At 74.6% G+C, this 14835-nt stretch carries 6 protein-coding genes and 1 pseudogene; all 7 read left to right on the top strand.

Annotated features, from left to right (window positions below; genetic code table 11):
* Window positions 1-84 precede the first annotated feature (84 nt).
* Window positions 85-1170, top strand: coding sequence for an isocitrate/isopropylmalate dehydrogenase family protein (locus tag J3A75_RS31590; RefSeq protein ID WP_043074874.1), 1086 nt, complete (start codon window positions 85-87; stop codon window positions 1168-1170).
* 432 nt (window positions 1171-1602) lie between these two features.
* A pseudogene (locus J3A75_RS37300) lies at window positions 1603-1812 on the top strand (peptidoglycan-binding domain-containing protein); the annotation flags it as partial.
* Window positions 1813-2742: 930 nt separating this feature from the next.
* Complete coding sequence (locus J3A75_RS37130; RefSeq protein WP_071000759.1) at window positions 2743-4884, top strand: TerB N-terminal domain-containing protein; 2142 nt, start codon at window positions 2743-2745, stop codon at window positions 4882-4884.
* Window positions 4881-6221, top strand: coding sequence for an ATP-binding protein (locus J3A75_RS31575; RefSeq protein ID WP_071000274.1), 1341 nt, complete (start codon window positions 4881-4883; stop codon window positions 6219-6221). The genes J3A75_RS37130 and J3A75_RS31575 overlap by 4 nt, the downstream gene beginning before the upstream one ends.
* Window positions 6218-8536 (top strand): DEAD/DEAH box helicase, encoded by a 2319-nt coding sequence (locus tag J3A75_RS31570; protein WP_312892914.1) that lies wholly within the window; start codon window positions 6218-6220, stop codon window positions 8534-8536. Before J3A75_RS31575 ends, J3A75_RS31570 begins: the two co-directional genes overlap by 4 nt.
* Before the next feature lie 130 nt (window positions 8537-8666).
* Window positions 8667-11315 (top strand): PD-(D/E)XK nuclease family protein, encoded by a 2649-nt coding sequence (locus J3A75_RS31565; protein ID WP_199825813.1) that lies wholly within the window; start codon window positions 8667-8669, stop codon window positions 11313-11315.
* On the top strand, window positions 11315-14728 hold the full coding sequence (locus J3A75_RS31560) for a UvrD-helicase domain-containing protein (protein WP_071000271.1): 3414 nt from the start codon (window positions 11315-11317) through the stop codon (window positions 14726-14728). The genes J3A75_RS31565 and J3A75_RS31560 overlap by 1 nt, the downstream gene beginning before the upstream one ends.
* Window positions 14729-14835: the final 107 nt, after the last annotated feature.

The following is a 14835-nucleotide window of genomic DNA, read 5'->3' as shown; positions in this document are numbered from 1 at the left end:
CCGCAGTCCGAACGCCTTGCGTTCCGGATGTCGAGGGCTGACTCTATGAGCCCAGCGTACCGGCGCGGTCAGGGAGAAGCGCTCATGCACCTCGTCATGCTACCGGGTGATGGCATTGGACCTGAGATCTCACATGCCACCCGCCGCGTGCTGGAAGTCGTCGACCGGGCGCTCGCCCTGGGGCTCACCTTCGAGGAACACGAGATCGGGCTGTCCCGCCTCGCGAGGGATGGCTCGACGTTCCCGGAGGCGGTGTTGGAGCGCTGCCGGGCGTCGGACGGGGTGATCCTTGGGCCGGTCTCGCACTCGGACTATCCGCCCCGCGAGAAGGGTGGGATCAACGGCTCGGCGCTGCTGCGGCGCGAACTCGACCTCTATGCCAACATCCGGCCGTGCCGCTCGCGTGAAGGGCTGGCCTATTACGGCCGCACGCCCATCGACCTCGTGATCGTCCGCGAGAACACGGAAGGGTTCTACGCCGACCGCACGATGCACATGGGCACCGGGGAGTTCATGCCGACGCCCGACGTCGCCATCGCCATGCGCAAGGTGACCGCCAAGGGCTCCGAAAGGATCGCCCGCGCCGCTTTCGAGATCGCCCGCACCCGGCGTCGGCGGAAGCTGACCTACGTCCACAAGGTCAACGTGCTGAAGATGTCGGACGCCCTGTTCCTGAAGGAAGGCCGCCGCGTGGCGGAGAGCTATCCGGATATCGCCACCGACGACCAGTTGATCGACTCGATGACCGCGATGCTCGTGCGCGATGCCGCCCGCTTCGACGTGATAGTCACCACCAACATGTTCGGGGACATCCTGTCGGATCTCGCCTCCGAGTTGTCGGGCAGCCTCGGTTTGGGCGCGGCGATCAACGCAGGCGACCAGCACTGCGTGGCGCAAGCTCAGCACGGCTCGGCGCCCGACATCCAGGGGCAGGACAAGGCCAACCCATGCTCGCTGGTGCTGTCGGCCGCGATGCTGCTCGATTGGTTGGCAGATCGGCTCGACCGTCCCGATCTTCGGCGGGGCGCGGCGGCGATTGACGCGGCCGTCGATCACCTGGTCAAGGACCCAGCGACCCGCACACGCGACCTCGGTGGCCTGCTCGGTACCCAGGCTTTTGCGGAGACCCTCTGCAAGGAAGTCGAAAGCCGGCTTCGTCATACGCGGTAGGTCGTCAGCCAACGACGCGACTGGCCCGCCTTCCCCCGGTGCGGACCTCGCGAGTGGGTGCGCGGCTCGCGTCGTCGACCCTGCGACGAGCGCGACGGCACGGTTCGATTCGACCTGCGAGGAATCGGGCCGGCCTGTGGCCCGTCTCGACGGGCAGGCGCGGCGCGATGCGGGGCCAACGGCCCGAAACCGCGCGCCCTGTCCGGGCCGGATCGGCCACGATCGGACCGCGCGCATCCGTGCGACCCGCACGGCCGGCTATCCTCAACCTAGGATAGCGGACCCGGAACGGCGCGTTCGGTCTTGGATTCGCGGACCAAATCAGAATACGGTCGTGGGCCAGGCGGCGACAACGCGCGGCGGCCCGCGGAGCCAGATCACGTGGCAAGGGTAAGCAGAGCCAAGGGGCGTTGGGCCGCCCTGGTCTTGGTGATGGCGTTCGTTTCCGTCCCCCCGTCGGGTGGGGATGCCTCGGCGCAGGGGGTCGATCAGGCCACCCGCGCCGCACAGAACGACCTCAGGGACCTTGGCTTCGACCCTGGCACGATCGACGGCAGGTGGGGCCCGCGGTCGTTGGCTGCCCTCAGACGCTTCCAGCGCGGCGAAGGTCTCCCCGAGAGCGGAAGGGCCGATCCAGACACGCTGGCGCGCTTGCGGCAACGATCCAGGCAGCCGTCTGCGGCTTCGCCGATCGCCAAGGCCCCGGAGCCCGACGCGACCGCGCGCTCCCCGCTGCCATCCGTCGGTGTCGCACAAGTCCCGGATCCCGATGCGCGAGCCAAGGAAAGCCCGGCGCCGACGTCGTCGGCCCAGGATGCCATCGATAGCGACAGCCCCGACGGACACACCGGGGGGGCGAAAGCCGCCGCGCCTTCGGTCTCCGGTCAAGCGTCGGGAGAGTCCAGGGCCAACGCGCCGAACCCCGCCGCCGAGCCACGATCGCAAGCGCCGGGGACTTCGAGCCAGTCCCCGGCCCCCGCCTTCCCCCTCGCCACGCTCGCGCTGGTCGGCGCCATCGTACCCGGCGCCCTGCTGGCCGCCTGGGGCGTGCGCCGCAGACGCCGCCAATTGGTCCCGTCCACGCCGGAGACCATCGACGCCGGGCTTAGGGACGGCGAGCCGGCTCCATCGACCGGCCTGCCGCGCGAGGCACCCGTGGGTTTGCGCGCTGCACGGCCGGCGGCCTCGAACCACGTCGCCGTCATTCCCGAACCGAGGACGCCGATGGCCGACCCGAGCCCGATGACGGGGCTCGTCGGCTCCACGGAGGTCCCGGCGCCGGACGCCGTCGCCGATCCGCCGGCGGATGATCCCATTGAAGCGACGGATCGATCCGGCGCGATCGATCCCGGACAGGGATCCGGAGAGCCGCCGCGCGCCGGTCCGGCGCCTGCCTCGAACCCTTTCGTCGCGCGATCGCCGGAGACGGCCGACGACCGCTCGTGCCACCCGCCGGCCATCGCCCCGCGTTCCCCGGATGCGGCCGCGCCACCCCGGGCATCCGAACCCGCGACGCGTCCATCGAAGCACAGGCTTGCCGGCGACCGGACGTGGGTCCCCGCCGGCGTCGGCGTGGCCGTCGCGGGCCTGACCCTTCCCGGGCTCGTCTACGTCGGCAGGACCTTGCCGCCGGCCAAGGGGGGCGAACAGAACGACAACTGCCTGGTCGACCCCGGGCTCGCCGTCCCCAGGACCACCTCCGACACCGCCGGCCGGCACCTGGAATACTGCCCGTCCTACGGGAGCATGAAGCCTTCGTCCCGTCGGGCCTACCTCGAATGGCTGGCCGGCGACCGGGCCGCTCCGGGGACGCCCATCGGCTACGTGTTCCTGTACCTTTACGGGCTCGAACGGCGCGGGGTGCTCGAAGGATCGGCCGAGGACAGGCCCGCCATCCGAGCGGAAGTCGAGCGGCTCCTCTCGGTCTACGGCGACAACGGCTCGTTCCGCCACTACGCGAGCTGCCTGCTGGCGGCGCTGGACGCCCTGTCGCTCGTGCCCGGGACGGATCCGGCGCCGGTCTTCGAGCCCAGCGGCTACGAGCTGCCGCTGTCGGTGCGCTTCGCCGTCGGCTCCCGCATCCGCGACGGCAAGCCGGTCGAGGGCGTCTGGCTGCTGGCATGGACGATGTCCCACCCCGAGACGCGCGTGCGCACGCCGGCGCGCCGCGCCTTCGACCGCGTCAGGGACGAGTTCGTGGCGGAGTTCGAGCGCCGGCATCCGTCCGGCGGCCTGCCGATCAAGTGGCGCAAGGGCGCGCCGTCCCCGGCCTTGTACCGGGCGGCGAGCCGGACCTTCGAGGTCGACCTCGCGCTCTTCGGGTCCGAGCGGATGCCCGACCTCGCGCGTCACGCGGACGCGCTCGCCCTCGGGCGCGAGCTGCTCGACCTGAGCTCCGACCGGCTGGACGCCTACAGCCGACACCTGGGCAAGGAGGCGGGCCGAGCGTCCCCCCTCTCGCTCCAGGCCCTGGCCCTGTTGCCGGCCGGCCAGCGCGAGCGCGCGGCGGACGCGCCGGCCGCCGCCCACCTCTCGTGGCTGCGCGAGCGGGCGGAGGCGTGCGCCCCGGTGCCGCTGGCCGAGCTGGGCAGGCGCGTGGCCGGGCGGTCCGATGCGGGAGCCACCGCCGCCAAGCCGCGGGAGCTGGCCGACGTCCTGTGCCGCTTCGGGATCGGCCTGATCCCCGACCCCCGCTTCCCTGTCCGAGCCCCGGCGGCGGACGTGACGCTGTTCGCGTTGACCGGGCCTCGGGACGCCGTGGACGCCCCGTCCGCGGCTTACGAGGCTGCGTTCCTCACCCTGTCCGTCGGCATGCTGATGGCCCGCGCGGACGGCGTCGTGACCGAGGACGAACGCGCGGTCCTGCGCGACCTGGCTTCCGATGCGCCGGGCCTCGGCCCGGACGAGCGCTTGCGGCTGGGTGCCGACGCATCGTGGCTCGAAGCCCACCCGACCGAGCTCACCTCGATGCGCGCCCGGCTCGCCGGGCTGGACCCGGAGCGGAAGCGGGCCGTCGCCGACACGCTCGTGCGCGTGGCGTCCAGCGACGGCCGCCACCACCGGGCCGAGATCGCGCTGCTGGAGAAGGCGTTCCGTCAGATGGGCCTGGACCTCAACGGCTTGTACTCGGCGCTGCACGGGGCCGCGCCGGCGGCGGCGCCGGACGGGCCCGTGCTCGTCGCGCGCGGCCCGGCGCGCGAGGCGGCCTTCCTCATCCCCGGCGGCCCCGAGGACGGGCGGGAGCCGTCGGGCCGTGCGGCCGCCGACGCGTCCCGACGGGCGGAACGGGGACCGCCCGCGCCGGCGGGACGCGTCGATGCGGAGCGCCTGGCCGCCATCAGGTCGGAAACCGAGGCGGTGAGCTCCGTCCTCGCCGGGGTGTTCGACCTGGACGCCGACCCCATCCGTGAGGCGCAGGGGGCGCCCCCCGAGGCCGAACCGGCCCCGATGGCCGCCCCCGGGGCCCCCGACGGCGGGTTCGATGGCCTCGACGCCCGGCTCGCCGGCCTGATGCGCGCCCTCGCGGGGCGACCCGAGTGGCCGAGGGACGCGTTCGACCGCCTGGCCCGCGAGCGCGGGCTGATGCCCGGCGCGGCGATGGAGGACCTCAACGCGTGGTCCTTCGACCGATTCGACGACCCGCTCGTCGAGGAGGGCGACCCGGTCCTCGTGAACGTCGGCCTGATCCCGGCCCACCTTTTGGAAACAGCATGACCGTCACCGTCACCAAGCCCGCGCCGAACATCAGGCCCCGGGACCGCGACACCATCGTCAACGCACTGCGGGCGGGGGTCGTGCCGCGCCTGGGCCTGCAGCACATCCAGGTGGGGCGCCGAAGGGAGATCGAGGCGCTCCTCGCGGACGTCTCGCGGGTCGCCGACGGCGGCGCGGCGTTGCGTTTCGTCGTCGGCGAGTACGGTGCGGGGAAGACGTTCTTCCTCTTCCTCGTGCGCCAGCTCGCCCTGGCCAAGAACCTGGTGGTGATGCAGGCCGACCTCGCCCCGGACCGCCGGCTCCACGCGACGGGGGGCCAGGCGCGGCTGCTGTACGCGGAGCTCGCCCGGAACCTCGCGACCCGCGCGGCGCCCGACGGCGGGGCCATGCGCAACGTCCTCGAACGTTTCGTCGCCAGGGCCGTCGAGGACGGGAAGCGCCCCGGGCGCGCGACCGAGGACGCGATCCGGGCCGGCCTCGCCGAGTTGCAGGAACAGGTGGGAGGCTACGACTTCGCCACCGTGGTCGCCGCCTACGCCGCGGCCCACGAGGACGGCGACGAGGCACGGCAGGCGAACGCGCTGCGCTGGCTGCGGGGCGAGTACGCGACGCGGACCGAGGCGCGCCAGGATCTCGGCGTCCGCGGCATCATCGACGACGGGAACGTCTACGACAGCCTGAAGCTCCTCGCCCGCTTCGTACGCCTCGCCGGCTATGACGGGCTGTTCGTCTGCCTCGACGAGCTCGTGAACCTCTACAAGCTCCAGAGCCCCCAGGCCCGCAACCAGAACTACGAGCAGATCCTGCGCGTCCTCAACGACGTCCTCCAGGGCACGGTCGAGGGCCTGGGGTTCGTCCTCGGCGGGACGCCGGAGTTCCTGCTGGACACGCGGCGGGGCCTCTACTCCTACGAGGCGCTCCAGTCCCGGCTCGCGGGCAACAGCTTCGCGACGGACGGCCTTGTGGACCTGTCCGGTCCCGTGGTCCGGCTGCAGAACCTGACCCCCGAGGAGATGCTGGTCCTGCTCGAACGCCTGCGGGACGTGTTCGCGGGCGGCGACCGGGCCCGCCACCTGGTCCCGGACGAGGCGCTGCACGCGTTCCTCGACCATTGCCGGGCCAGGGTGGGCGACGCCTACTTCCGCACGCCCCGCAACACGGTCAAGGCGTTCGTGGACCTCCTGGCCGTGCTGGACCAGAACCCGGGGGCGGACTGGCGCGAACGGCTCGGCGCCGTGGCCATACCCGAGGACGGCGCCGCCGACGCTTCGGCGCCCGCGGACGACGGCGACGGCGAGGCCGCGGGGACCGACGACCTCGCGCGCCTGCGGCTGTGACAGGCGCGCGGGCGCCGGGCGCCCACGTCGTCCCCGACGCGGCCTCGACGGCCTTCGAAGCCCTGGCCGAGCCGGTGCGCCGCTGGATCTGGCGGCAGGGCTGGACCGCGCTGCGCGAGGTCCAGGAGATGGCCGTCCCGGCGATACTGGCGGGCGGCGACGTGATCCTCTCGGCCCGCACGGCCGCGGGCAAGACGGAGGCGGCGTTCCTGCCGTTGCTGACGCGCGTCCTGCCGCGGCTGGACGGCGGGAGGCCCGGGTTCGCCATCCTCTACGTCTGCCCGCTGAAGGCGCTGATCAACGACCAGCACCGGCGCCTCGAAGGCCTGCTGCAGGCCTGCGACGTCCCCCTGCACCGTTGGCACGGCGACGTCCCGGCCGACGCGAAGCGCAAGGCGCGCGAGCGCCCCCAGGGCGTCGTGCTGATCACGCCGGAATCCCTTGAGGCGACGCTGGTCCGCCGCGGACCCGACGCGGCGCGGCTGTTCGGGGCGCTCGACGCGGTGGTGGTGGACGAGCTGCACGCCTTCGTCGGCACGGAGCGGGGCCGCCAGCTCCAGTCCCTCCTGACGCGCGTCGAGGTGGCCTGCGGGCGCGACCACGTCGACCGCGTCGGGCTGTCGGCCACGTTGGGCGACATGCGCCTCGCCCGGGAGGCGTTGCGGCCGGGCGCCCCGGATTCGGTCCGGCTCGTGGAGAGCCGCGAGGGCGGCGCCGACCTGCTGCTGCAGGTCCGCGGCTACGAGCGCCCGCCGCGAAATGGCACCGGGAGCGAAGCCGCGGACGCGCGTCGCGAAGGCGCCCCCGACGCCGACGGTCCGGAGCGCGCGGAACCCGTGAAGCCGGCCCCGGACGCGAACGGGGCCGACGAGCCGATCGCGTCTCACCTGTTCGAGGTGCTCCGCGGCCGCCGCAACCTCCTGTTCGCCGGATCCCGGCAGCGGGTGGAGGTGTATGCGGACCGCCTGCGCGCCCTCGCCGAGGACGCGCGGCTCCCCAACGAGTTCTTCGCCCACCACGGCAACCTCGCCAGGGCCGAGCGCGAGGCGGTCGAGACCCGCCTGCGCGAGGACGGCCGGCCGACGACCGCGGTGGCGACGACGACCCTGGAGCTCGGCATCGACATCGGCGACGTCGAGAGCGTCGCGCAGATCGGTCCGGGCCCATCCGTGTCGTCGCTCCGCCAGCGGCTCGGGCGGTCCGGCCGGCGGCCCGGCATGCCATCGGTCCTGCGCATCTACGTCGCCGAGGAGGCGGCGGGGCCGACGCTCCATCCGGCGGACCGGCTGCGCCTCGACCTCGTGCAGGCCGTGGCGACCGTCGACCTGCTCCTGGAGCGCTGGTGCGAGCCGCCGCGGGTGGGCGGGCTGCATCTCTCGACGCTCACACACCAGGTGCTCGCGCTCGTCGCCCAGACGGGGGGCCTGCGGCCGGACGCCGCCTGGAGGACGCTCTGCGGGCGCGGGCCGTTTCGAAACGTCTCGCGCGACCTGTTCGTCGAGCTGCTAAGGGCGATCGCGCGTCCCGAGGCGGCCCTGGTCGAGATGTCGCCGGACGGCTTGCTGATGCTGGGGCCGGCCGGCGAGCGTCTCGCGGAGGGCCATCAGTTCTACGCCGTCTTCCAGACGGACGAAGAGTACCGGGTCATGGTCGTCGGCGGGAAGGTCCTGGGCACGGTGCCGCTCGACCTGACGCTGGCGCCCGGGCAGACGATCATCTTCAATGGCCGCCGATGGCGGATCGAGTCCCTGGACGCACGGGCCAAGGTCGTCGTGGTGGCTCCCACGAAGTCGGCGTTGCCGCCGAGGTTCGGCGGCGGATGGTCGGGCGTGCACGACGCCGTCGCCGCGGCGATGCGGCGATGCCTGTCCGGCCCCGGGATGCCCGCCTACCTCGACGCCGGGGCTCGCGCGCTGCTCGACCAAGGCAGGGCGGCCTTCCTGGGGTACGGCCTCGACGGGACCTGCATCGTCGAGGTCGGGCGTGACTGCACGGTCCTGCCGTGGGTCGGCGCGGCCAAGCTTGAGACGTTGGCCTTGACGCTCCTGGCCCGCAACCTGCAGGCCACGCCCTACGGCCACGCCGTCGAGGTGCGGGGTTGCTCCGCGGGCGACCTGCGCGCCGTCCTCACCGACATCGCCGGCTCCCCGCCCCCCGACGCCGGCGCCCTTGCCGGCCTGGCGGCGAAGCCCGTCCGCGAGAAGTACGACGGCTACCTGACCGACGCCCTGCTCGCCCGGTCGCTGGCGGTCGAGCGGCTGGAGGCGGACGCCGTCCCTGACGTCGCGCGCCGCATCCTCGAACCCGGCGCCTGACGCGGTCGGCGCGGCCGACCGCGGCATCCGGGACACGGGACGCCCCCCGCACGCGTCGATCGGCGGCGCAAGCTTGACCATAAGGATCGCGTGCTCCGATAATGCCCGCAATCCGAGGTGGGGGTTGGCGATGGGGTTTCGCCGGACGGTTGTGGTCCACGGTCGACTGGCCGTGGCGGACGAACGGCTGGCGGCGGCTCGCCGGGGCGAGCACGGCGTGCAGGTGCTGACCGTGGAGGCCCTGGCCGCGCGCCTCGCCGGCGGCTTCGCCCGCCCCATCGACGACGAGTCCCTCAGGGGGGCGCTCAAGGAGGCCCTGGACGAGGTCGAGATCGGCGAGCTCGACCCGATCAAGTCGCTCCCGGGCATGGTCGACGCCGCGGCGGAGACGCTGCGGAAGGCCTGGGCTGCCGGGTTCGCCCTGGACGGCGCGGGCGCCGGCCGCGTCGCGTCCCTCGCCAGGCTGGAGGCGGCCGTCGTCGGGAAGCTGCCGTCAGGTATGATGCGCCCCACCGACCTCGCCGCCGCCGCGACGGCCCGCGCCGCCCACGCCGGGCGCGTGCTCGGGCCGACGACCTTCCAGGGTATGGCGGACCTCGCGCCCTGCTGGCGAGGGGTCGCCGCGGCCCTGGCCCGGCACGTGGCGGTTTGCTGGGCCTCGGGGCCGCGCCCGGTTCCCGAATGGGTGCCGGCGGCGGCCCTTCGCGTCGTCGACGGGCCCCGCTCGGCGCCCGCGGTCGAGGTCTGCACCGCGGCGACGCCACGCCACGAGGTGCTGGAGGCCTTCCGCTGGGCGAGGTGGCTGATGGCGACCGGCCGGGCCCGGCCGTCCGAGATCGCGGTGTCGTCCTGCAGGACGGAGGATTACGACGACGTCGTCCTCGCGCTCCGCGCGGAGGCGAACCTGGACGTGCGGTTCGTCCACGGGGTCCCTGCGACGGCGGTGCGCGAGGGGCAGGCGGCGGCGGCGCTCGCGGACATCCTGGTGAGGGGCGTCACGCAGGATGGCCTGCGCCGCCTCGCCGCGCTGCTGCGGCACGCCCCCGGGCCGTTCGCCGCCCTGCCGGAGGGATGGACGCGGATCCTGCCCCGCGAGGCCCCGCTTTCCGACCTCCCCGCCTGGGAGCGCCTGCTGGGCGGGGAGGGAGTGACCGGCCACTCGGAGGGTCCCGCGCTGGCCGCCGGGCTTCGCGCGATCCTGGCGCTCCTGGCCGCCGGGACCGCGGGGGCCGCCCGGGCGGGGGAGGCCCTGCTATCCGGGCTCGCGCTCCGGATCTGGCGGAAGGCCTTGCTGGAGGGGGCGCCCGCCGTGGTCGACCTGACGCTGTCACGGCAGCGCATCGACGACGACGCCGACGCCGGCACGTCGGTGGTCTGGGTGCCGGCGTCCTCCCTGGCGAGCGCCCCGCGGCGGTTCGTCCGGCTCCTCGGGCTGAGCTCGCGCGGCTGGCCGCAGGTGGCCACGGAGGACCGGCTGCTGTCGGACCATCTGGTCCCCTCGCACGTCCTGGATCCGCAGCCGCGCTCGGCCGTCGACCGGGGCGACTTCGACGCGATCCTCGCCACGAGCGCGGACGCCGTGGTGCTGTCGCGGGCCCGCCGCGGCGCCGACGGCCGGCTCCTCGGCCGCAGCCCTCTTCTGCGCGACCACCCCGACGGCGCGCACCTCGGGAGGAACCGCGTCCCCGAGCATGCCGCCGGCGAGGTCGACCGGCTCACGGCGCGGCCGGAGGAGTTCGCGTCCACGGCCCAGGCCCGGTCCGCCGCTTCCTGCTGGGCGTCGTGGGCCTCCCACTCCCCGACGCCGCACGACGGCCTGGTCCGGCCCGACCACCCCGTCATCCTGTCGGTGCTGGGCCGGGTGCACTCCGCCAACTCCCTGCGCAAGCTGCTGCGCGACCCCCTCGGTTTCGTGTGGCGCTACGGCCTCGGCCTCCAGGCCGCCGATTCCAGCCAGGAGACGCTGACGCTGGACGATCGCGCGTTCGGCAACCTCATGCACGAGGTGCTGGAGCTGGCGGTCATCGCCCTTGAGGCGGGGGACGGGGCCGCGTCGTCCGAGGCCGCGCGGCGGGCGGCACTGGAGGGCGCGGTCCGGGCCGTGGCCGACGCGTGGGAGCGCGGGCGGGCGATCCCGCCCGCGGTGGTCTGGCGCCGGGTCCTCGACGACGTGTCGGTCGCGTCGTGGAGCGCGCTCACGCACCCCGACGACGCCTACGAGGGGCAGTCCAGCTGGGTCGAGGTGCCGTTCGGCGGCCGGGGCCCCAAGCGGGCCGGGGGCGCCGTCCCGTGGGATCCGGACCTGCCCGTGGAGATCCCGGGGACGGGCTTCCGCATCTCCGGCTACATCGACCGCCTCGACCTCTCGGGGGACCGCGCCTCGGCCCGCGTCCGCGACTACAAGACCGGCAAGCCCCGCGGGTCCGACGACGTGCTGGCCGGAGGCCGGGAGCTGCAGCGCTGCATCTACGGCTACGCCGCCCGGGTCCTGCTCGGCGGCGACGTGGCCATAGACGCCTCGCTTCACTACCCGCGCGAGCGGACCTGCATCGCCCTCGAACGCCCCGACGCGGCGCTGGCCGACCTGGCCCGGCACCTCGCGGCGGCCGGGCGAAGCCTCGGGGCGGGCAACGCCTTGCCCGGACCCGACACCGAGGCCGGGTGGAACGACCTCGCCTTCGCGCTGCCGGCCAACGCCGGCGAGGTGTACTGCCCGCGCAAGCGGGCGTCGGCGACGGCGGCGCTCGGCGACGCCGCCCTGGTGTGGGAAGCGCCCTGATGACCGTGCACGACAGGGCCTTGGCGGACGCGGGGCAGCGCGCCCTGGCCATCGCGCGGCACGACCGCTCCATGCTCGTCGAGGCCGGCGCCGGCTCCGGGAAGACGGCGGTCCTCTCCGGCCGGATCGCCATGATGCTGGCGTCCGGCGTCCCGCCGCGCGAGATCGCGGCGGTGACGTTCACGGAGCTCGCCGCGAGCGAGCTGCTGGAGCGGATCGGCGACGTCGTCCACCGCCTCCTCGCCGGGGAGGTCCCCGAGGAGTTGCGCTGCGTCCTGCCGCATGGCCTGACGCGGGAGCAGGAGGGGAGCCTGGCCGCCGCGCAGGGCCGGATCGACGAACTGGTGTGCACGACCATCCACGGGTTCTGCCAGCGGCTCGTGAAGCCGTACCCGGTCGAGGCCGACATGGACCCCGGGGCGCGCGTCGCCGACGACGCCGAGGCCGACGGCCTGTTCCGCGACATCCTGGACGGCTGGCTGCGCGAGACGCTCGCGGGCGGCCGATGCCTCGTGGCGGAGATGTTCCTCGCGGATCCCGTCGCCGCCGAGAAGGCGGTAGAGCGCGTCGCCGGCTGCCTGCGCGCGGGCCGCGCCGTGGGCCCGCCGCCCCCGGTGCCGTCGTCCCGCCTCGCCGAAGGCTTCGCCGAAAGCGTCGCGGCCTACGCCGCCTTCGTCGCGGCGTCGCCCGCCGAGGCCGAGACCGCGGCCGCCGCCGCGGCCTTCGGCGCGATGGCGTCCCGGACGCCGGCGCACGGCCCGGTCGGGGACGCGGAGCTCCTGGGCGTCCTGACGGCGAAGCCCGACCCGGCGCTCTGCACGTCGAAGGGCGCGTTCGCGGCCTACAAGGGCGGGAAGGGCAAGTGGCAGGCCGCGGTCCGGAGCGCCGGGCTCCCGAAGGTCGAGGCGGACAGGCTCCATGCCGCGGCCAAGACGCTGCACGGGGATTGCTGCGCCGCGTGGGACGGCATGCGGGCGTCCGCGGCGAGCGAGCTCCTGGCCAGGCTCGTGCCCCGGGTCCGGACGGTCCTCGACCGCTACCGGGAGCGCAAGCGGGCCGGCGGCCTGCTCGACTTCGACGACCTCGTCGAGGCCGCGGTGCGCCTGCTCCGGGACCACGAGCCGGTCCGGCAGGCGCTGGGGCGGCGGCACCGGCACGTGCTGGTGGACGAGTTCCAGGACACCGACCCGCAGCAGGCGATGCTGTTCTGGCTGCTGTGCGGGGAACGGCCGGAGGGGGCGCCCGCCGACGACTGGACGGCGCGCGTGCTGCGGCCCGGCGCCCTGTTCCTCGTCGGCGACCCGAAGCAGGCGATCTACCGCTTCCGCGGCGCCGACGTCTCGACCTACGTCCGCGCCCGCGAGCGGATCCTGGCCCGCTCGCCCGACGACGTCGTGCCGATCTCCACGAACTTCCGGTCCTGCCGGTCGATCCTCGCGTTCGTCGACCGGTGCTTCCAGGACATCCTGGCCGGACCCGGCCAGCCCGGGTTCGCCCCCCTCGCGGCGTTCCACGAGGACCACGACCGCGGCCCCTGCGTCGCCGCCCTCGACGTGCCCGGCCCGGCGGACGGGACCAAGCGCAAGGCGGGCGCCCTGCGGGACGCCGAGGCGGAGGCGGTCGCCGAACTCTGCGCCCGCCTGATCGGGACGCAGCTGGTCACGTGCAAGACCCACGGCACGCGGCCCCTCCGGCCCGGCGACATCGCCCTGCTGGCGCCGAGCGGGAGCGACCTGTGGCGCTACGAGGAGGCGCTGGAGGCCCGGGGCGTCCCCGTGTCGACGCAGGCCGGCAAGGGCTTCTTCCGTCGCCAGGAGGTCCAGGACCTCATCGCCCTGACCCGCGTCCTCGCCGACCCGCGCGACACCCTGGCGCTCGGCGCGTTCCTGCGCGGGCCGACCGTAGGCCTGACCGACGAGGAACTGCTGGACCTGGTCCACGGCCTGCCGCGCGACCCGGACCGGCCGGACGCCGTGCCGCCCCTGCGCCTCGGGATCGACGTGGCCGCCGTCGCGCACCCGGTCGCGCGCCCCGTCCTCGAACGCCTCCAGGCGTTGGCGCGGCAGGCGCTGGGGACCACGCCGTACGACATCCTCAGCCGGGCGGTCGACGCCGTCATGCTGAGGCCGGTCCTGGGCCGGCGTCACGACGGCCACGCCGAGCGCGCCCTGGCCAACGTCGACCTGTACCTTGAGATGTCCCGCCCGTACGCCGTGCGCGGACTGCGCGCGTTCGCCCGCGCGATGCAGGCCGCCTGGGACGGCCGGACCCGCGCGGTCGAGGGGCGTCCGGACGCCCAGGCCGAGGCCGTCTCCCTGTTCACCATGCACGCGTCGAAGGGCCTCGAATGGCCCGTGGTCATCCCGATCAACACCTCGACGCTCACGATCCCGGCGAGCGGCGCCTTGGTCGACCGCGCCTCGAACTGCCTCTACTGCCCGGTCTTCGGGGTGCGGCCGGCCGGCTACGACGCCGTCCTGGCCGCCGAGGACCGCGAGGTCGGGAACGAGCGCGTGCGGCTCTGGTACGTGGCCGCGACCCGCGCGCGCGAGACCCTGGTGATCCCGCGGTTCCCCGACCCGGCCCACGACGACGCCTGGGCCTCGGTCGTCGGCCTGGGGCTGGACCGGCTGGCCGCCATCGACATGGACCGGCTTCCGGTCCCGGGCGCGAGGACCGGTCCCGCGGGTCGCAACGCCCAGACGCGCGAGAGTTTCGCGGAGGAGGCCGCGCGGGTGGCAGGCCACCGCCGGTTGAGATGGGTCGTGCCGAGCCGCCACGAGGGCGACGAGGCCGCGCCCGGCGGGGCCCTCGACATCGAGGCGCCCGACATCGAGGCGCCCGTCGCGCCGCCCGGCCTCGCGGCGGCCGTCCGCGGGAGCCGCGATCGCGGGCTGATCCTGCACAAGCTCATCGAGGAGCTGCTGACCGGCGAGACCGACGAGGGCGGCGATCTCGCGCTCCGCGCTTCCCAGCTCGCGATGCAGCTCGCCGTCCGGGACGTGGACCCCGACGAGGTGGCGGCCTGCGCGGCCCGGGCCTTGGCCGTGCCCGCCATCGCGGCCCTGCGCGCACGCCTCGTGCCGGAGCTGCCGGTGTACGCCTTGGAGGAACGCGACGGCGAGGACCACGCGACGGCCGGCATCGTCGACGCGATGGCCTACGACGAGTCCGGGCGGCCGGAGGTCGTCGTGGACTGGAAGAGCGACGTCGCGCCGACGGAGTCCGCGGTCGAGGGGTACCGGGGCCAAGTCCGGCGCTACATGGCCGCGACGGGCGCCGGCATCGGCCTGATCGTGTTTGCCACGGACGGGCGGGTCGTTTCGGTAGCTCCCCCGGCGGGGGCCCTGGCCGGGGCCGTACGTGAGGCGTGCCGCACCGAGGCTCCGCCGTCACTCGCCGGCGGCGCATGATCCTCCCCGTCGCCTGACGTCGGGAGCCGGCAGCGGAGCCGGCCCGGCCTGCGCGGCCGGCCGAAGATCCGGGCGGCCAAGGCGGACACGGCGTCCCTCACCGCGAC

This window comes from Methylobacterium sp. PvP105 (assembly GCF_017876975.1).
Taxonomy (GTDB): Bacteria; Pseudomonadota; Alphaproteobacteria; order Rhizobiales; family Beijerinckiaceae; genus Methylobacterium; species Methylobacterium radiotolerans.
The sequence above is the reverse complement of the archived record's forward strand: the minus strand, read 5'-3'. Positions and strand labels throughout refer to the sequence as shown.